General features: G+C 42.4%; 19 protein-coding genes. 12 read left to right on the top strand and 7 right to left on the bottom strand.

The window, feature by feature from the left end:
• Positions 1-37: 37 nt before the first annotated feature.
• From QNM18_RS13850 to QNM18_RS13825, 6 genes are all read left to right on the top strand, one after another.
• On the top strand, positions 38-655 hold the full coding sequence (locus tag QNM18_RS13850) for a chemotaxis protein (RefSeq protein ID WP_211011613.1): 618 nt from the start codon (positions 38-40) through the stop codon (positions 653-655).
• Positions 652-1,386: an oxygen-binding di-iron domain-containing protein gene (locus QNM18_RS13845; RefSeq protein WP_211011614.1), complete on the top strand. Its 735-nt coding sequence runs from the start codon at positions 652-654 to the stop codon at positions 1,384-1,386. Before QNM18_RS13850 ends, QNM18_RS13845 begins: the two co-directional genes overlap by 4 nt.
• A gap of 375 nt (positions 1,387-1,761) precedes the next feature.
• Positions 1,762-3,543 (top strand): glycoside hydrolase family 3 protein, encoded by a 1,782-nt coding sequence (locus tag QNM18_RS13840; RefSeq protein WP_284137561.1) that lies wholly within the window; start codon positions 1,762-1,764, stop codon positions 3,541-3,543.
• 64 nt (positions 3,544-3,607) lie between these two features.
• A complete protein-coding gene (locus QNM18_RS13835) occupies positions 3,608-4,405 on the top strand; it encodes a D-glutamate cyclase family protein (RefSeq protein WP_284137560.1) in 798 nt (265 codons plus the stop codon).
• Positions 4,406-4,422: 17 nt separating this feature from the next.
• Complete coding sequence (locus QNM18_RS13830; RefSeq protein WP_284137559.1) at positions 4,423-5,157, top strand: 5-oxoprolinase subunit PxpA; 735 nt, start codon at positions 4,423-4,425, stop codon at positions 5,155-5,157.
• Positions 5,158-5,182: 25 nt separating this feature from the next.
• On the top strand, positions 5,183-5,728 hold the full coding sequence (locus tag QNM18_RS13825) for a GNAT family N-acetyltransferase (protein WP_284137558.1): 546 nt from the start codon (positions 5,183-5,185) through the stop codon (positions 5,726-5,728).
• Between the two features lie 54 nt (positions 5,729-5,782).
• Here QNM18_RS13825 and QNM18_RS13820 read toward each other — a convergent pair whose 3' ends face one another.
• Complete coding sequence (locus QNM18_RS13820) at positions 5,783-7,954, bottom strand: beta-propeller domain-containing protein (RefSeq protein ID WP_284137557.1); 2,172 nt, start codon at positions 7,952-7,954, stop codon at positions 5,783-5,785.
• A 155-nt stretch (positions 7,955-8,109) separates the two neighbouring features.
• Between QNM18_RS13820 and QNM18_RS13815 the strand changes: the two genes are divergently transcribed.
• Genes QNM18_RS13815 through QNM18_RS13800 form a run of 4 tightly spaced genes read left to right on the top strand, consistent with a single transcriptional unit; the run spans position 8,110 to position 11,427 of the window.
• Positions 8,110-9,087, top strand: coding sequence for a MipA/OmpV family protein (locus QNM18_RS13815; protein WP_211011620.1), 978 nt, complete (start codon positions 8,110-8,112; stop codon positions 9,085-9,087).
• Positions 9,077-9,478 (top strand): DUF3019 domain-containing protein, encoded by a 402-nt coding sequence (locus QNM18_RS13810; RefSeq protein WP_211011621.1) that lies wholly within the window; start codon positions 9,077-9,079, stop codon positions 9,476-9,478. Before QNM18_RS13815 ends, QNM18_RS13810 begins: the two co-directional genes overlap by 11 nt.
• Positions 9,478-10,167, top strand: a complete 690-nt coding sequence (locus QNM18_RS13805) for a response regulator (RefSeq protein WP_211011622.1) — start codon at positions 9,478-9,480, stop codon at positions 10,165-10,167. Before QNM18_RS13810 ends, QNM18_RS13805 begins: the two co-directional genes overlap by 1 nt.
• Before the next feature lie 6 nt (positions 10,168-10,173).
• A complete protein-coding gene (locus QNM18_RS13800) occupies positions 10,174-11,427 on the top strand; it encodes an ATP-binding protein (protein ID WP_211011623.1) in 1,254 nt (417 codons plus the stop codon).
• Here the strand turns inward: QNM18_RS13800 and arfB are convergent.
• The 6 genes from arfB to QNM18_RS13770 all read right to left on the bottom strand — a co-directional run bounded on the left by arfB (position 11,417) and on the right by QNM18_RS13770 (position 17,255).
• Complete coding sequence (arfB, locus tag QNM18_RS13795) at positions 11,417-11,830, bottom strand: alternative ribosome rescue aminoacyl-tRNA hydrolase ArfB (RefSeq protein ID WP_211011624.1); 414 nt, start codon at positions 11,828-11,830, stop codon at positions 11,417-11,419. The two genes, QNM18_RS13800 and arfB, sit on opposite strands and share 11 nt — an antisense overlap.
• Before the next feature lie 202 nt (positions 11,831-12,032).
• On the bottom strand, positions 12,033-13,238 hold the full coding sequence (locus QNM18_RS13790; RefSeq protein WP_284137556.1) for an ABC transporter permease: 1,206 nt from the start codon (positions 13,236-13,238) through the stop codon (positions 12,033-12,035).
• 13 nt (positions 13,239-13,251) lie between these two features.
• Positions 13,252-14,580 carry an ABC transporter permease gene (locus QNM18_RS13785; protein WP_284137555.1) on the bottom strand — a complete coding sequence of 443 codons (1,329 nt, stop codon included), beginning with the start codon at positions 14,578-14,580 and terminating at the stop codon, positions 13,252-13,254.
• Positions 14,581-14,594: 14 nt separating this feature from the next.
• Positions 14,595-15,284, bottom strand: coding sequence for an ABC transporter ATP-binding protein (locus QNM18_RS13780; RefSeq protein WP_211011627.1), 690 nt, complete (start codon positions 15,282-15,284; stop codon positions 14,595-14,597).
• A gap of 9 nt (positions 15,285-15,293) precedes the next feature.
• Entirely contained in the window at positions 15,294-16,562 is a 1,269-nt protein-coding gene (locus QNM18_RS13775) for an efflux RND transporter periplasmic adaptor subunit (RefSeq protein ID WP_211011628.1), read from the bottom strand.
• A 399-nt stretch (positions 16,563-16,961) separates the two neighbouring features.
• Entirely contained in the window at positions 16,962-17,255 is a 294-nt protein-coding gene (locus QNM18_RS13770) for a hypothetical protein (RefSeq protein ID WP_211011629.1), read from the bottom strand.
• A gap of 144 nt (positions 17,256-17,399) precedes the next feature.
• On the opposite strand from QNM18_RS13770, the gene nhaR reads away from it, so the two are divergent.
• Together nhaR and QNM18_RS13760 are read left to right on the top strand one after the other, a co-directional pair.
• Positions 17,400-18,296 carry a transcriptional activator NhaR gene (nhaR, locus tag QNM18_RS13765; RefSeq protein ID WP_211011806.1) on the top strand — a complete coding sequence of 299 codons (897 nt, stop codon included), beginning with the start codon at positions 17,400-17,402 and terminating at the stop codon, positions 18,294-18,296.
• Between the two features lie 35 nt (positions 18,297-18,331).
• The gene (locus tag QNM18_RS13760; RefSeq protein WP_284137554.1) at positions 18,332-18,616 is read left to right on the top strand and encodes an Rdx family protein; all 285 of its coding nucleotides are present in this window, start codon (positions 18,332-18,334) and stop codon (positions 18,614-18,616) included.
• The last annotated feature ends 58 nt before the right edge of the window (positions 18,617-18,674 follow it).

Genomic DNA, 18,674 nt, shown 5'->3' with positions numbered 1-18,674 from the left:
CTAAATCTAATAGGGGTGAGAATATCGGAAACAGCCTATGATGACCTTAAGCGACGACACAAAAGTTGTTGAAAACTTTGTTCGAGTGGCACAAATAATCGCAAATTTGGAATCCATATTAACGCAAGCCAAAAACCTATCATTGACCGCAAAAAATGCGCGTGTGGTTGCGTTAAGGGCTGGTGATGCTGCGCTTGGATTTAAGCCCATCACCAACTTTATCGATGAGTTTTCTGAGCAGACCATAAATTCAACAACCAAAATAGCAGATCTATCTAATCAGCTATTTAACAAGGCACTCAAGTTGGTTCGTAGTAGCCAGTACTATCATCAAATGACCATCCTAAAATCGCAGATGAAATCAACCCAAGTAGAGAGTATGTATCAGCAGGCGTTGAAATCGCAGCGACGTGCCGCATCGCAATTATCTCATGCACTCAGCGAGCTAGAAAACCACTTCGAAGATATCCAAAAACAAATGCAAAGTGCAGAGTACATTGCCGTCACCAGTCGTGTTGAAGCGACAAATGCCGGGGATTTTAGTGACAGTTTGCAATCTGTATCAGACTTTATCGCCAGCGCTGCCAAAACAATTAAAACTGCGGTTGTCTACAACTTAAGTGAAATTCATACACTACGGGGAGTACTAAGGTGAAACTAGCGGAATTATACAAAGCCAAAACACACAGCTGGATGATGCTTGAGTGCAATGGTTCGGCAATAAATACCCAGGGCTGTGTCAATCAATACTTTGTTCACACTCAGCACGAATCCATGCTTATGGACCCTGGCGGGATAGAGCTTTTTTCTCCTATGTTAGCGGCTATTTTACAACATACTGAACTCGACAAATTGACGACATTGTTTGCCTCTCACCAAGATCCCGATATCATTGCCACACTCAGCCTATGGGATAAGGCTATTTCTAACGCAACATTATATGCTCCGGCATTATGGGATCGATTCATAGAACACTTTGATCTCGACAACCTGCACTTCGAAGGAATAAATGATGAGGGCGGTGAAATTCAACTAGGCGGTGTTCGTTTGCGGTTACTTCCCGCCCACTATTTGCACTCTGCAGGCAACTTCCAACTTTATGACCCAGCGGCAAAAATCCTTATGAGCGCCAATGTTGGCGCAGCCATCAAAACACAAAATGATGCCAAATATGTAGAGGATTTTTCAAAGCACATCAAAGAAATAGAGCAGTTCCATAAACGCTGGATGCCTTCCAACCAAGCCAAATCAAACTGGATTGCACGAGTCAAAGAGTTAGACATTAATATACTCGCGCCAAATCACGGTAAGTTATATCAAGGGGAGCAAGTGCAAGAGTTTTTGGAATGGTTCGACAAACTGGATGTTGGTAGCGCGGCAAAATAGCCGAAACTGACGTTCTAAGCACGACTTGACATGCTCCAATACACTGGAATCTGCGCTCAACAACGGTGAGCGCACAATATGAATAAACTGTTATTGCGCGCACATTAAACCAGATCTATAAACCCAGTCTTCATTGTAAAAAACAATATATGGCAATTTGAGGGCTTTGTTATCGTCAACAAAGCCCTGTTAAAGTGGTTTGTTTCAATTCGAAAAGCACCTGTTCTGATCCCGCACCAGTCGAGTAAAAGCACATGAAATTTAGCGAGTAAAACTCTCCACTCATATGTTTGCATGGTAAAGTAGGCAAAAAATTTATAATTTGATGACGTGCGTATACTCAACTTTCTCAAACAACTAGGTTTAATTAGTATTATGACAATCAGTACAGCAGTCAGTGCCAGCGACCCCCAAGTAGACTTTCGCAAAGTAATTGGACAAAAGCTCATGCTGGACTTACGTTATTTTTGCAACAACACCGCGCCTACACACTGCCGCCAACCGATGACACAATTGCCGCCCGAATTGGCGACATTACTCAAACAATACCACATCGGTGGCGTGATTTTGTTTGCTGAAAACGTACAGCAAACTGAACAAATAGTGTCTCTGACCAAGGATTTACAACGAGCGAGTGACACGCCCTTGTTCATTTCTATCGATCAAGAAGGGGGGCGTGTAGCCCGCATTAATCGAGCTGAAGCCACTTCTTTTACTGGCAATATGAGTATTGGCGCAACCTATAAAACACATGGTGAGAAATATGCGACGAGTGTCGCTACAACTATTGCCAAAGAACTGAGTAGTCTGGGGATCAATGTAAACTTTGCCCCGACCGTAGATGTCAACGCCAACCCATTGAATCCTGTCATCAATGTACGCTCATTTGGTGAAGATCCAGACCGAGTCGCGATATTAGGTGCTGCACAGGTTAAAGCATTTGAGCAGCACGGCGTCATTTCTGCGCTGAAACACTTCCCAGGGCACGGCGATACTCACGTTGACAGTCACACTGGTTTGCCAAAGGTTGCACACACTCTCGCACAGATAAAACAACAAGATTTGTATCCCTTCGAGCATATAATTAATCGACAACAGCCGGGCATGATCATGACAGCCCACATCCAATACCCCGCCCTTGATAGCAGCACAGTGACAAACAAACAAGGTGAAAAAATGCTCCGTCCAGCAACCATGTCTAGGGCAATTATGCATGACCTGCTCAGAGGGAAAATGAATTATCAAGGTGTCACCATTACCGATGCGCTTGATATGGCAGGGATCAGTGATTTTTTCTCACCGCTAGATGCTGTAATCGAAACGTTCAAAGCTGGGGTTGACATTGCCTTGATGCCGATCCAAGTGCGCACACCTGAAGACATCAAAGCATTTCAATCTTTTTTCAGTGCACTGCATGAAGCTGCACAGTCAGGTCAACTGGACCAACAAGAACTATTGCTATCCAAAGCACGCATAGACAAATTAAAAGCGTCATTCATCAAACATAATTGGACACCCAGTCCAGCCATCGCAAAGGCGACCCTTGGCAACCCACAACACCGAAAAATAGAAGCAGATTTAGCGCTTGCCGCCATCACTGAGGTTAAAAATAAGGCATTGTTACCTTTGAATATCAAAGACGGTGCACATATTCATTTGATAATGCCTGATAGGCAAAAAGCCACTGCATTAAAACAAGCTTTGCTCAGTGAAGTCGACAAAGATATCAAGATCAGCATTACCAGCTTACAAGCATTCAAGCCTGAACGAGCAAAAAATGCGATTTTAGCAGCCGATTGGGTGATCAGCGCACATGCATCACCACAGCAAAGCGCTGCCGAAATTGGAGGGATGGATGACCTTGTTGAACTTACCGAATATGAAGTATCAAAGCAGCAGCAACCCAAGGCACTATTAGAGCTCATGCAATATGCTCACTCTCACCAAAAAGCGAGTATATTTATAAGTTTGCGTGCACCGTACGAAATTGCAAAATATGCACTATACAATCAGGCGATTTTAGCAAGCTATGCCTATAATGTGGATGTAGCAACAGAAAATGATGTGCGCGGGCCTGCCTATACTGCACTTGCAAAAGTGATTGTCGGTAAAGCTAAAGCGCTTGGGCAACTGCCGGTGAGCATTAACCTTGAGTGATAGGCATTGTCCAAGTACAAGCCCTGCGTAAATATAGAGACTTCTACAATTTAGTGAGGGCAATATGGATCCTAAGGCGTCCTTAACGGCACCTAACGCGATTCGTGAAATGATCAGAGCCGGAGACTACTCAGGTCCAACCAATGGGTTTGTGCCCGGCTTCACACAATGTAATATTGTGATTTTACCTAAAGCATATGCTTTTGATTTTCAAAAGTACTGTCAAAACAACCATGATTGTTGCCCATTACTTGCAACCAGTATCAATGAAGGGGATTTTCGCTTAGACCCGCTGGGCAGCAATATTGATATACGCAGCGATGTGCCAAAATATCGTGTGCTAAAAGACGGTCAATTGGTTGATGAAGTCACCAATATCACAAAAATTTGGCGAACAGATTTTGTCACTTTCGCACTTGCCAGCTACGTAGCGTTTGATTATGTCCTCAATTCATTTGGCTTTGATACCTCCACTTCTAGCCCTGCGCATACTTTGCCTATGTACATCAGTGATATACCAAGCCAACCTGTGGGTCCATTTAAGAGCAATAAGGTTGTTTGCCTAAGACCGATGGACACCAAAGAGATTATTCGGGCAATTCAAGCTGGCAGCATCAGCCGCGTACCACACGGGATCCCCGTCCATTTTGGCAACCCCGCTGACATCGGTATCAACAATCTCAGCAAACCCAATTTTGGCGACCCCATTTTTATTCCTGAACACAAACACCCTGTATTTTGGACAACCAGTTTAACCGCTCATCTCGCAATTACCCGCGCAGCGCCAGAATTGTGTATTATCAATAGTCCACAACATATGTTGGTCACTGATAGGCCGGATATGGATCTGTTAATACAATAATTAGAAAGTAGGTTGGCATGTTATTAAACTGCGATTTGGGCGAAAGTTTTGGTGCTTGGAAAATGGGGCTTGATGTCGATGTCATGCCCCATATTGATATGGCAAATATTGCATGTGGCTTTCATGCTGGCGACCCAAGCGTTATGGCGCAAACTTTGGCTCTTGCTAAGGAGCACTCAGTTAGTATTGGTGCACACCCAAGTTACCCAGACTTACAAGGATTTGGTCGTCGCTCATTGAATATGGCAAAGCAAGACCTGATCCATTGCATTCACTATCAAGTTGCCGCACTTGAAGGCATGGCTAATATAGCAGGAATGCAGCTCACCTATGTCAAACCACATGGTGCCCTCTATAACGATATGATGCGCGATGCATCTATACTGGAAACATTGCTCGAAGCGCTAAGCATTTATCCTTCAAATCTCAAGTTAATGCTACTCGCCACGGCGCAGGCAGAGCAGCACAAAAACTTAGCAGACCAATATAAAGTGGATATTCTGCTAGAAGCGTTTGCGGATAGACTTTATACCGATGACGGACTGCTCACCCCTAGAGCACAGCCTAATGCCGTGCACAATGAAGAGAAATTGCTGGAGCAAGTTGATCTACTTGCTACAAAACAGTCTGTCTTAACGGCCACAGGGAAAACACTATTCTTACCCGCTGATACACTTTGTGTTCATGGCGACAATCTGCATGCGATCAATCAAATTCAAAAAATTAAAAACATTCTCAATGCCCACACCTAGATAATTCAAACAATTAAGGACAAACATGGAGTTGTTAACTTCGCGCCTAAGGCTAAGACCTTTGAACCAACAAGACTGGCCGCTTTTTCAAGCATTAAACCAAAACCCTGAAGTCATGAAATTTGTCGCGGATATTCAACAAGTAAGCGAGATTAAAGCCAATTTCGATCTCCGCTGCTGCCTCTGGCACAAATATTCAAACACTTGGCTCACACTAGTTATTGAGCGACAAGATACGGGAGAGCCCATTGGTTTGCATGGGCTTAAAACGATTTCTGACACCCCAGCTGTTGCTGAACTTGGTTTTATGCTTTGCCCCAATCATCAGGGACAAGGGTTTGCTTTTGAAGCTTCAATGGCCGTTATTGAAAACGCATTTAAAGTACACCACTATGATACGCTCATAGCTACGGTGACAAAAGGAAATACCGCTTCAGAACAACTACTGTATAAGCTGGGGTTTAAAGTACACCAAGTCATTGAGAGAAATTATATGATTGGCGGTAACTTGTTGGATGATATTGAACTTGTCTTAAACAAACCGGCTGCAAAAAAGCGCCACCCTGCGTAATTGGGTGGCGCTTGGTCCCTCAGAGATTTCGCTCAGAGGCTTGATATGTGCGAGTTAAAACGGGCCCGTATTTATGTCAGGAGACTGCCATAAACTAGACCAGACGAAGTTACCATGGATATAGTAGATCGTATCTCCATGGATAACGCCTCTGTCGTCCGACGCTCGCACATAAGGAACGCTGTTTGTCGGATCATCATAAGTTGCAATACTGCTACCAAGATAGGTCAAAGATCCGGAGTTTTCGGTATTCACTTCAAATGCAGCCAATTCATTGATGTTACCCCAAACACTTGAGTTATCGGCTAAAATAGTAGCTTCCCAAGATTCCACAGGTAATGTCATGCGAAACTCTTGGTCGCTCACCTTCACCCAGCTAAATGCGTGATGATCAAATTCAACTGGCGTATAACCGCCTGCAAATACATGCTCTTTAATCAAGGTTGGTGACGTCATGTTGCTTACATCAAACAAACTAACTTTTGCACCGATTTCAGGGAATACTGTATTTGATGTATCATCATCGTTGTTGTCGACGACCGCAGGTTCTGAGAGAAATGCAAAGTCCCCTACGTTTTGACCAACACCGATTAATAAATTATCTGATACAGGATGAAGGTATGCAGAATACCCAGGTATTTCCAGCGCGCCAGCTATTACTGGCTCAGCAGGTTTTGACAAGTCAATAACATACAGTGGATCTATGCGCCTAAACGTCACGACGTACGCTCTTTCACCCATAAACCTCACCGCATAGATATTTTCTTCAACCATACCGTTGTCTTCAACTTTACCTATCGGGGTTGGCTGGCTTTCGTTAGGCAAAGTTGAAACTAGCTCGAGGTTAGTTCCCTGTTGCTCCAACACAAATAACTGATGAACCATACCTTTCGTTTCGCTAAAACGGGTTGTGACCAAGCGAAGCTTGTCTTCAAACTCGCTCAGCCTAAAAGCAGCATCACTCACGTTTTGAACAATTAAAGGTTCAATCATGCCACCAAAGTTACTGCCGAACCCTAGCGATCCTTCAACTGCCCCAGATGCGCTATAGGTGATATTGCCATCCGCTATTGAGAACTTATGTAGCGCTGTTTGAGATAAGTCATCAAAGCTTACAGCATCACTTGGCCAAAAGCGTTTATGTAAATAAATACTTTGCTGAGAGGCATACACACCATCTGTTGGTACGTTGATACAGGTTGATTGAACACTAGATGGGTTTTGCATCGAAATTTTGGTGATTGTAGTGATGGTATTAGCACTGTCAGTCACCACCGTATCTTCTGGAATATAACACGAACTAGGGTCAAACAAAGGCGATACTGTTCCTGTTTCTAGGTCCGTGATCTTGGGTAATAACTCAGATACGTTGAGTTGATATAATGCTTGATAAACCGCCAAATCATCACTTAGTTCTGTACTGTAATTGGCATCAAATTCACTGATAACATACAACTGGTCATTGATCACCCTGCTATCTAGAATGTTGCCGTCAACTCGATATTGCTTAAGCACTTCGGCTTGCTCAGGAGTGGTTACATCTGCAAAGCTTAATTCAAACGTATTAAGAAAGGTGTTCGCTACCACTGACGTATCAGAGGCTGTACTGCTTGACGCAGGGGACACATCCAAAGTCAGTACTGGATATTTAAATACAGACGCAAGTCGCCCGTCGTTCAAGTAGAGCTCTTGTTGACTATATAAGTTCTCTGAAGCCTCTATTCTCTCGACTTCTTCAATGCCTTGCTCCGTGCGTTTCATCACGCGAACATATTGCTTAAATACCGCGTTTTGAGCTAGCTCTTGAGCCGAATGTGCAGCAATGTATAAATAGTTGCCGTCATATTCGATCCGATCCCCTTCATCAACGCCCGACTCGACAACATTCGTAGATGAAAACTGATTGCTTGACTCTCCCTCAGAGACTGGCGATGCATTGACAGGAGATTCGAGGCTAGAATCATTTTTGTCACTTGGTCGACTATTCAAATAGACGCCGTTTTTCAATAGTGAACTAAACTCACCTGATGACGCTTTTTTCAGCTTTGCTGAAGACTCACCTAACCAGGTTAACTCTGGTACACTTGTCGGTAATTTGGTCTCTCCCTGATCTACCTTGTTATCACTATTACTATCACTACCTCCGCCACATGCAACTAAAGCAGGCAAAACAGCTATCGCAACGCCCACTTTTGCCAGTGAAAGAGTAAATCTAGAGTAAAACATAGTTGTGCTCCTTGATTGAAAGTAACTTTACTTTAATACAGTGACACCATTCTTCTGTTATTTCGCTCGATCTATTTGTTATTTAATGTAACCAGTTCTGGTAATTACTAAAATTGCTGGTAAATTTAGCCCTAGGTTTTACAGGAGTAAATTGATTGAAACAGTTTTCTATTTTGCTATCTATCTGTTTTTACTTATTTAGTACTAACAGTGTTGCAAACTGCAATGAAAATGACGAACAGTGCGCCGAGATTGGACACTGGGAGCTTTCTGTTGCCGTTGGTGGCGGGATTGCGACAAACCCAGTGCGTGGTGGGGACAACATCCCACTTGTCATACTGCCCTACATTAGCTATTACGGCGACAAGTTTTTTTTCGACAATACCACCTTGGGGTTCACTTTTACTGAGCAAGAAAACTTCGATGTCAGTTTAATTGCGCAGCTCAATACAGAGCAGGCCTATTTTGAGCGCTTTCACCCAAGTAACATCCTAGTAAAAAATACTTTTACCGCTGAATCGAATGCCCCACCGGTCACACCTTCACCGGGTAACCCGACAACAGATCCCAATGACTCTGATGAACCAGGCATCGGAACTGACAATGGAGAAGATAACGGGGGAGATAGCGATGATAAAGAGGACAAAGAGCCCGTTCCTAAATCCATTACTATCGATAAAATAGCAAAGCGTGACTGGGCATTAGACTCTGGAATACTTGCTCACTGGTACTTCAAAAATGACGCAAAACTCACTTTTTCATGGCTCCATGATGTTACCAGTACATACCAAGGCCACCATGGCAGTATAGATTACAGTTTTGTTGTCCCGACAAATACACAAAACCCTTCTCGTCTGAGAGTGAAAGTAGGTGCAGAATATAAAGATAAAAGCCTCGTTGATTATTACTACGGCATTAGTCAACAAGACACTCAGTCTGAGCACTTCCTCTACGAGGGAAAGGCGACAGTAAACCCGTTTTTGGCTGTGGCTTTCAATTATAAGCTAAACTCAGATTGGCAATTGAAATTCAGTGCAAGACACACTTGGTTGGGCTCAGGCATAAAGAACAGCCCACTTATCGAGCGTGATTATACCTCCAATATCTTTATCGGAGGGCTGTATGAATTTTAAATGGTCATGTGCGTTATTTATGTCTTCTTTGTTACTGTCTGTTATCAGTGTCAAAGGCCATGCTCAGCAGCCTAATAAAGCAACTCTTAAGATTAAACCTGTGGTGTGTATGGTAAAGTCCATAGGCCAAGTCTGTGAGATGACAATCGCTGTTGATTGGACAATACCCAGTGCACAGGATGTTTGCTTATACAAAGATAATGCACCTTTGCAATGCTGGAAAAACCAGCGTAAAGCAAGAACAAATATCAGTATCGCAATATCTGAGGACATGTCATTTTCACTCAGAAACGAAAACATGCATGTTTTGGCTGAGCAAAAAGTAAAAATCAATGCGGCGGCAAGTCGAAAATATAGACGAAAATTAAAATCTGACTGGAGCTTTTTTTAATGGCTAAGGTAATCCTTGTTGAAGACGATGAAAGACTCGCAACCCTGACTGGACAATTTCTTGAAAGTAATAACTTTTCAGTGACTTTGGTGAATGATGGTGCAAAAGCTGTTGACGCAATTATACAGCAACAACCAGACATTGTTATTTTGGATATCATGCTTCCCAACATGGATGGATTTTCCATTTGTCGAGAAATACGCCAAGACTACTCAGGACCCGTATTATTTTTAACAGCGAAGGACAGTGATTTCGATCATGTTAGAGGGCTGGAAATTGGCGCTGATGACTATGTAATAAAACCTGTTGAACCTTATGTGCTACTAGCGAGGGTAAACGCCCTATTAAGACGCGGTGGAAAACAAGACGAGGGTTCTGATCATATTAAGCTTGGTCAACTTGAGGTAGACAAAGCCGCACGAAAAGCCTATTTAGCAGGCCAAGAAGTGGAACTAACCAGCTACGAATTTGACTTACTTTGGGAACTTGCCAACAATGCAGGACAAACACTAAGTCGCGAGCATATTTACAACCAAGTTGTAGGTAGAGAATACGATGGTTTAGATCGCAGTGTCGATGTGCGTATTTCTCGTTTACGTAAAAAACTCGGCGACAACCCAGATCAACCATTTAGACTCGTCACAGTATGGGGTAAGGGATACCTATGCTCTAAATCAGCGTGGGATTAAGGCCATATGGTCCGCCTATTAGCAAGTCTCTATTTCTTTATTTTTGTCAGTATCATTGTCATAAACCAAAGCAGTGAATACATATGGCGAAACTGGGGCAACCAAGCCCCAAATGAGTTGAGCTATGCAACACAGGTCGCTGTTAATTTGAGAGATGTTTTAAACTCGGTAGGCGTTGAGCATTATGACCAGAAGGAAACTCTAAATATAATCAACATCAATGATGTAGCTTGGTTTCCAGAACAACGCATAGCACTTGAAAACGATGAAGTCGTGATATCATTTGATAGCAATGATAACTATCAACTGTCCATGCTGCTGTCCGACGATGAGAGCATCATTCAGCTTGGTCCATTTGCCCCTAGTCGCGCTTCTTTTTTCACTAAATATGGATTTAGATTAATCTCTTTCTCTGTTCTGGGTTTGCTATTAATTCTCTGGTTGCGACCACTTTGGCGAGATCTTGAGCAACTAAAAGTGATCACAGAACGTTTGGCGACGGGAAAACTTGATATCGCGACTAAGCCATCACGATTTTCGGCCATTTCAGCACTTACTCAGCACATTCAAAAGTTAGCACTGCAAACGGCAAGCCTGATGCAAAACCAAAAGCAGTTAGTAAATGCTGTATCTCATGAACTCAGGACGCCCCTTGCGAGGCTTAAATTTGCGCTCGCCATGCTTGCCCCCAAAGATCCTCAGCAAGTACATGCAATGAATCAAGACGTAGTCGAAATGGAGCTGTTGATTGACGAAATGCTCAGTTATGCGAGATTAGAGTTTTCAGAACGTGAAATGACCAAAGAGCACGTCAACTTAAGTGAACTTGTGCAGGAGCAAATTGATAAATCTGCCGCAACGTCCAGAAAACAGATCACACAAGCTGTGGAGCCAAATATCATTGTAAATGGTAATGAGCACTACCTCGCTCGAGTGCTACAAAACTTGCTGCAAAATGCAGAAAAATATGGCGATAAGCAGATATTTATAGAGTTAAGGGCTTTGCACCAAGGAGAAGTGATTTTATCAATATGTGACGATGGACCAGGCATACCGATAGACAAACGCAATAACGTCTTTAGCCCTTTTACGCGACTTGATACCAGCCGCAGTAAAGAAACAGGGGGCTTCGGATTAGGCCTTGCAATCGTCGCTAAAATCCTTGGCTGGCACAGCGGCAAGTGTTGGATCGAAGATTCACAGTTTGGCGGCGCCGCGTTTACCGTTACATTGCCGACAATACAGAAGCTTAAAACTTAACCGAGCGTCTTAGCACCTTTGTTTGTGCCCTTTTATTTTTAGTATCTAAACGGCGCTTTTGAGAGCTTTTGGTCGGTTTAGTTTGTCGGCGCGCCTTTTCAACTTTGATTGCATCTAGGATCAATTGCTTTAGCCGATTGAGTGCATCCTCTTTGTTCTGCTCTTGAGTGCGAAAAGTCTGCGCTTTTATCACAATGGTGCCATCTTTATTTATCCGGCTATCTTTTAATGCCAACAAACGTTCTTTGTAAAAAGTGGGCAAGGTTGATCGCTTTATGTCAAACCGCAAGTGTATTGCAGAGGAAACTTTATTAACATTTTGACCTCCAGCGCCCTGCGCGCGAATAGCCGTCAGCTCAATCTCCCAAGAAGATAGCTCAACATTGTTTGATAGTCGTAACATCTCAATCAACTAACCTTATTTGATACCTATTTATAAACGTGACAAATTGCGGCTTGCATAGCCATAAAAACAAAGCTTGTTATTGTTACGACGGTATTATAGCAAAACAAATGCGATAGAATGGACTAATTGGAGCAAATTTAGGTGCTAAGTATTGGGTATTTAATCTGTATTTCAGTAAAAATTAAATACCCAGATACACTTAAACAGTACGTGTAGCGATAGCTGGAGACAACTGAGCGGCTCTAATAGCTGGATATAAAACAGCGACTTGCCCCAAAATTATGGTGCAAATACTGCCATATAATAGGTAGCTTAAAGGTATGGTACCAAGCTCAAATGCATTGCTAAACACATTGTTTAATACAATAGCTGCACATACGCCAATTAAGATGCCTACCAAGCATAGAACCACATTTTCCAAGACAAAATATCGGATGATCTGACCTCGACTTGCCCCCATTGCCCGCCTAATTCCGATTAGTTTAGTACGCTTGACAATGCTATATCTGGATTGCCCATAAATACCCAAGGCAGTCACGATCAATAGGCCGGTAATAACGCCAAATAGAGTCTTACTGGCAGCGTTTTCAGCACTATATGCCCGTGATTTAACTTCCATAAAGGTTTCAAAATTGTCAATTTTTCGGCCATGTAAAGACATCAAATACGCTAACGTTTGCGTCAAAATATCATCTTGTTGACCCGGTGTCGTTTTAACCACATAGTGAACTATGCTATCAGCTTCTTTTACTGGGGCTAAAACAGCATGCTCTACGACAACCCAAGACGGCCATGCTGCTTGAAGCGTACCTAACACGCCAACAACGCGCTGAGGCTGGTTATTGATGTAAATAGTCTTGCCAACTATTTGTTCCCACTGCTCGGAAAACAGAGACTTAGCAAGCGCTTTAGTGACCATAATATCGATCGCATTTCTGTAGCCTTCAGTGCGCACGGTCAGCTCTGCGCTGGGGCTAAACTCACTCCCTGCCACCAGCTCTAAACCAAACGCTTTTAACAGATTCAAATCACCTCCATAGTAACCCGAAAACGTGTCGTATTTGGTATCTGGGTTTACTGCTACTTCAACCAATCGACCCCAACCACTCAAAGGGATCCCCGACGATACTGACGCATTCTCGACCCCAGAAAAAGCGCGAATATTGGCAAGATCTTGATCTAATAGTGCAGGTTGTGCAGCTTCCTCTACTGGTAAGTTAGTCGCAACATAAAACACGTTTTGTTCATCCAGACCCGAAGCACGTGCGATAAACTCTCGCTTGTCAAAAGCGAGATAAATCGCATTCACGAGTATTGTAAAGGTAATCGCCACTTGTAGAATAAAAAGTAAAGCAGCCGTATAGTTGCTCTTCAGTGACTTGATAATAGGTAATAAATCCTTCATTTTATTATCTCCTTTACAAGCTCTTTAATTGAGTTGCTGGCTGAACATTAATGGCCTTAATTATGGGAAACATACCAAAAACTAAGCTTGATAAAATAGACAGCAATACTGTAGAAACCATCAACTCCCCACTCATCGTCATAATATCTTTACTCAAATGCGTATAAAGTTGGCTAGAAAGGAATAAACAAACCTGTGTCAATACTAACCCCAAGATGCCGCCAAATAACCCTATGGCTCCCGTTTCAATCGTATATTGATGCACCAAATCAACGCTACTAGCCCCGACCGCACGACGTAAAGCCACTTCACCAGCTTTGCCCTGAAACTTGGTCATAATAATGCTCATGGCGTTTAATAAACACAGCGCAAAAAAACAGACTGAAAGCCAAACCGCGATTTCGCTATCAGTCGAAAATGCGCGTCTTTCCTTTAAATATTCAGTCGGAGACTGCAATTTGTTTAAAGTAGGTCTTTGAAAACGCCCCAATGCTTTTTGCTGTTCAACATACGACTGTAAAAAATCCATATATTCTTGCTTTTCAAGGTCGCTATTCAGTTGAACCCAGAAAAACACCCACACGCATTCAGATGCCCACAATGCTTTGACTGATGCATTTTCGGGATCTTTCCAGCATTCAAATGCCTGCACATTTGACGACCAAAGTTCCAAATTCAACTGCGTTTGAAAAGGGATAAAGATATCTCTTGGTGCTTTGAACGCACGCATGGATTCACCATAAAAGCGCGGCAGAATAAACCAGTCGTTTAACACACCGACCACTGTGTATTGGTGCTCGCCAAGTTGCACTACTCGTCCCACGGAATTTTGCCCATCAAATAGTTCTGCATTGAGCTTTTTTGAAATCACGACAACTTGCTCACCACTGTCATCGCTACTTTTAGGCCAACTTGAACCATACAAAAAAGGTACTTCAAACGAAGAGAAAAAGTCTGTGGTCGAGCTTCTTACGAAAGTCATTTTTGCATCAACTGCGCTTTGCTCAGGTAGTTTTAACATGTCTTTAAAACCAGCAACCGGGATATGTGCTTGTGCCTTATCATGATTAATTAGGTTAACAGCATCTTGCACTGACATATAAATAGGCGGGTTTTCTTCGTTTCGGTTACGATAAGCAGCTTCTGGGCTCCAGTTGTTTAATCTTACGAGAAATACTGAGTCCGACTTTGATGGTAAGGGATCCTTGGTCATCATATGATTGATAGTATAGGTAGTCATTGTGGCTGAAATACCGACGGCGATTACAATAACAGCCAGCAGACTCATATAGCGCGTTTTCCACAGGCTCAAAAAGGCCAGTTTGGTGTAGTAAGTTATCATAACAGGCTCACCTTCTAAGCTATCTCTTGAGCGCAGTGTTCTACTTCACTAATGACACCATCCTTTACTTCTATTATTCTGCTGGCTTGTGTTGCTTGGTCTAGATCATGCGTTACCATAATGATAGTAGTTCCTTGCTTATTGATTTCTTTAAGCAACGACATCACTCCATCTGCCATCTTGGAGTCCAAATTACCTGTTGGTTCATCGGCTAAGAGAAACGCCGGAGAGCCAGCCAGTGCTCTTGCAATTGCTACGCGCTGTTGTTGTCCCCCAGATAACTGAGCGGGAAAATGCTTTTGTCGACTAGCAAGCCCTACCTGCTCAAGGGCTTCTTCTACCCGCTGCTTTCTCTGCACAGTCGAGAGCTTTCTATAGCGCAAAGGCATTTCAACATTATCGTAAATATTGAGTTCTGGAATTAAATTAAAACTCTGAAAGATAAAGCCTATTTTCTCATTTCTGAGTCTTGATTTAGCTTTATCCCCCAGTGTAGAAACTTCCAAGCCATCCAGCCAGTATTCTCCTTCACTGGCGTTTTCGAGTAACCCTGTAATGTTAAGAAAGGTTGTTTTTCCTGATCCTGACGGACCAACAACAGCGACAAACTCACCTTGTTTTACTTCTAAATCAAACGGACATAGCGCCCTCGTTTTGACCGTATCTGTACGATAAGTTTTAGCCAACTTGCTCATTCTTAACATACCTACCCCCTATTGAACGATTCTCACACTTCCTGCTTCATTGAATACGCTTAGGTCAGAAATAACCACTTTCTCGCCCATAGCCAGGCCAGAAATAACTTCAACTTGTCCTAAACTCCTTGAACCCAACTTGATTGGCTTTTTCACTGCCATATCATCTTGAACAACGTAGACATAGCGTCCACCTCCAGACTCAGTAAACTGGCCTCGAGGTAAAAAATGCACATTGTTTTTTTCCTCTAAAACCACACGGCTAGTCAGTCGTTGATTTTGTCTCAACCCTTTGATATTTTGATCTTTAAAGCGAATCTTTCCCTCTACTTGACCACTGACAATTTCTGGAGAAATGGCGGTGAGTTCACCCTGATAGGTGGTGCCATTGAGCATCAGTTCAGCCCCCATGCCTAGGGCCAAGTCATCGGCATAATTCTCAGGAATATTAACTTCCACTTCATACTGAGACAGATCGACAACGCTCAGTAACGGTTGGTTTTTAGTCACCGAGTTTTTTTGTTCAACCGTTAAATTACCTACTATGCCTGATACAGGAGACACTATAGATAAGGCTGCCACCTGCCTTTGCAATTCGTTGACAATCACTTGCTGTGCCTCAAGCTCCAAGGCGCGCGTTTTAATTTCGAACTTTTGACTTTCTTTCAATAGTGCAACTTCTTTAATTGCCAAGCGGTGTTCTCGCTCTGCATTTTCCAAGTCATCTTTGGCTTTTTGATAATCAATATCGCTGACGACCTGATTTTTTTGCCCTTCTTCATTTCGACGCATTTCTCGCTTAGCTGCGTTTAAAGCTACTTGCGCTTTTCCAATATAATTTTCTTGTTCAAGATCTTGCTTTTTCACCTGAATTTTTTCACGCTCAAGCTGTGTTTTAAGGCGCGTTAGTTCAGATTGCTCTTGTGCTAGCAAGCTCGTCAACTCAGGGCTATCTATTAAAGCCAGCGACTCACCCAATTCAACAGTATCCCCGGGTGTCACTAGATAGGTCACAGTACCTTGAGCGGGGCTATACAATGTGGGACGTTTTGCGGCAACGACGCGCCCTTGAACAGAGATATCACGTACGAATTGGCCTTTTTGAACTTCTGCAATGCGAATATTTTCAATACGCACTGCACTCTTTCCACTGAACCAAATTGATAGTTGAGGTACTATCAAAGTAAAAAAAATAACGATACCAACAGCGATAGCCAAATAGAGCTTATAGTTCCTTTTTTTCTCTATTTGCGTGTCTTGAGCACTAGTATCCGATATATATGTCATGTTACTTCCTTGAGCATTATGTTACTGCTTTTCATTGATTAAAATACACAACCAGCCCCAAAATGTCACTTAAAATAAACATTTTATTAAAATATAATATATGTGAGGGGCCCCTTCACGTCCAAACACTTCTTATTTAACAAATTAATTAAAATAGTTGGGAGAAATTAGGACTATAGGAATATTAACATGAACGTCAACGATGAGTAATCAGCATTAAATATTTAATGCAATAGGTTAACAAACAAAGTATTTGAGTACGTGATTTGATATATGAAGTGATTATAAAAGATGCAGCTTCCATGCCGCAGCAAGTGCTTGGGAGTTTCTATTCGCGCAATATGTTAAGAGGAGAAAGCCCCGTCTATTAAACGCTTTTTTGTTACTTAAATTGCGTGATCAACATAGCTTTTGCGTCAACACAGTCTCGCTATTGCTGACTGCACGACTGATAGCCTGAGCTAGGTTTTTGCCTTTTGCTTTAACAGATATGCTTGGTAAACCTGGTAGCAACACCTCAATACTGCATTGGGTCAGCGTGCCATGTAATTTTGAAGGTACGTCATCAATATGCACTTTTACCTTACGGATGTTGGTAACATACTTAGCAAGCTGGGTACTGATCATTTTTGATATTTTTGCTTTTGCCGCACTACCTAATGCTTTACCTGTCATTCTTAAGTTAAGTTTCATACTTTTGACCTCGCTCATAATTATTCATTTTTCACTACGCTCTAGTGAAATTAATGATTGCGCCGTTGATTTAAATCTACTAAGGTGGAAACAAAGATAAAAGCTGATTAAATCTTATTTAGACATCGAAATTAACGAAGTATGATGAATATTAACTACAACCACCTTTATTATTTCTGGCAAGTCAGTAAATTAGGCAGTATTGCCGCAGCGAGTAAGGTACTGCACCTCACACCACAAACCATTAGTGCGCAAATAACTAGCCTTGAGCAACGGCTGGGAAAATCACTGTTTGTTCGGGAGGGAAGGGGGTTAAGACTTACTGAATATGGGCAACTTACCCAACAATATGCCAATGATATGTTTAATGTCGCGGAAGAGTGGCTGGAAACAACTCGAGGTGACCTTGATAATTTAAATCGCACATTGAAAGTGGGGATTTCGGATGCGTTGCCAAAGTCTTTGGTCTCAAAATGGTTGTCTCCCCTCATTAAACATGAACGCATTACCAATTTGCACTGTATTGACGGACAACAATCAGAATTACTGGCGCAGATGGCAACACACAAAATAGATTTGGTATTAGCAGATAAACCTCTGGATAGCTCCACACCGTTCAAAGCATTTTGTCACGAAATAGGTAAAAGCCAGTTGGGCTTCTACGGCAACTCATCATACTATTCTAAATTGAGCAAAAATTACCCTAACACGCTGAAAAACATGCCAATCATTCTGCCTGCTAAAGCAAGTCCGGTTACCAATGCTATCCAGTATTGGCTCGAAGACTTAGAGATTGAAATGTCTGTCGCGGGTCACGTAGACGATAGTGCCTTGATGAAATCACTGGGCCAGCAAGGGTTTGGTATCTTTCCGGCTCCACTGTCAATACGTGAAGAAATTGAAAGGCATTATGATGTGACATTTATAGGCAGTATTGAGAATGTCTACCAACATTATTATGCCTTTACACCTGATAGACTGATTAAAGACAGTATTTATTCAGAGTTTGTGCAAAATGCTCAGCGTGAAGGTGAATCATGATTTTGGACTCTGGCTCCTGTGGAAATTGAGAAAAAATGAATAAACCAAAAATCACAATTCACTATTGCGTATTGTGCCAATGGCTGCTTAGAAGCGGTTGGCTCGCTCAAGAGTTGTTATCAACATTTGGCCAAGATTTAAAAGAAGTTTCGCTCGCGCCAGCGAGCAAAGGTGTTTTTCAAATTTACTATGACAACGATCTTATATGGTGCCGTGTACAAGATAGTGGCTTTCCAGAAGCTAAAGAGCTTAAAAAGCGGGTAAGAGATAGACTCGATCCAAGTAGAGATCTGGGTCATATTGACAAACATCAAAGCTAACTTAACAGACGTCTCCCTTGTACTGTTCAGTAAGAGATGACAACAAATAGCTATTTGG

This window comes from Pseudoalteromonas obscura, from assembly GCF_030135505.1.
Classification (GTDB): Bacteria; Pseudomonadota; Gammaproteobacteria; order Enterobacterales; family Alteromonadaceae; genus Pseudoalteromonas; species Pseudoalteromonas obscura.
The sequence above is the reverse complement of the archived record's forward strand: the minus strand, read 5'-3'. Positions and strand labels throughout refer to the sequence as shown.

Bases quoted from the DNA above. Each gene is read 5' to 3' on its own strand.
- QNM18_RS13830 (WP_284137559.1), top strand. From the start codon at position 4,423: ATGTTATTAAACTGCGATTTGGGCGAAAGTTTTGGTGCTTGGAAAATG.
- nhaR (WP_211011806.1), top strand. From the start codon at position 17,400: ATGAATATTAACTACAACCACCTTTATTATTTCTGGCAAGTCAGTAAA.
- QNM18_RS13805 (WP_211011622.1), top strand. From the start codon at position 9,478: ATGGCTAAGGTAATCCTTGTTGAAGACGATGAAAGACTCGCAACCCTG.
- QNM18_RS13770 (WP_211011629.1), bottom strand. From the start codon at position 17,255: ATGAAACTTAACTTAAGAATGACAGGTAAAGCATTAGGTAGTGCGGCA.
- QNM18_RS13810 (WP_211011621.1), top strand. From the start codon at position 9,077: ATGAATTTTAAATGGTCATGTGCGTTATTTATGTCTTCTTTGTTACTG.
- QNM18_RS13820 (WP_284137557.1), bottom strand. From the start codon at position 7,954: ATGTTTTACTCTAGATTTACTCTTTCACTGGCAAAAGTGGGCGTTGCG.
- QNM18_RS13835 (WP_284137560.1), top strand. From the start codon at position 3,608: ATGGATCCTAAGGCGTCCTTAACGGCACCTAACGCGATTCGTGAAATG.
- QNM18_RS13800 (WP_211011623.1), top strand. From the start codon at position 10,174: ATGGTCCGCCTATTAGCAAGTCTCTATTTCTTTATTTTTGTCAGTATC.
- QNM18_RS13790 (WP_284137556.1), bottom strand. From the start codon at position 13,238: ATGAAGGATTTATTACCTATTATCAAGTCACTGAAGAGCAACTATACG.
- QNM18_RS13850 (WP_211011613.1), top strand. From the start codon at position 38: ATGATGACCTTAAGCGACGACACAAAAGTTGTTGAAAACTTTGTTCGA.
- QNM18_RS13785 (WP_284137555.1), bottom strand. From the start codon at position 14,580: ATGATAACTTACTACACCAAACTGGCCTTTTTGAGCCTGTGGAAAACG.
- QNM18_RS13840 (WP_284137561.1), top strand. From the start codon at position 1,762: ATGACAATCAGTACAGCAGTCAGTGCCAGCGACCCCCAAGTAGACTTT.
- QNM18_RS13825 (WP_284137558.1), top strand. From the start codon at position 5,183: ATGGAGTTGTTAACTTCGCGCCTAAGGCTAAGACCTTTGAACCAACAA.
- QNM18_RS13780 (WP_211011627.1), bottom strand. From the start codon at position 15,284: ATGTTAAGAATGAGCAAGTTGGCTAAAACTTATCGTACAGATACGGTC.
- arfB (WP_211011624.1), bottom strand. From the start codon at position 11,830: ATGTTACGACTATCAAACAATGTTGAGCTATCTTCTTGGGAGATTGAG.
- QNM18_RS13760 (WP_284137554.1), top strand. From the start codon at position 18,332: ATGAATAAACCAAAAATCACAATTCACTATTGCGTATTGTGCCAATGG.
- QNM18_RS13775 (WP_211011628.1), bottom strand. From the start codon at position 16,562: ATGACATATATATCGGATACTAGTGCTCAAGACACGCAAATAGAGAAA.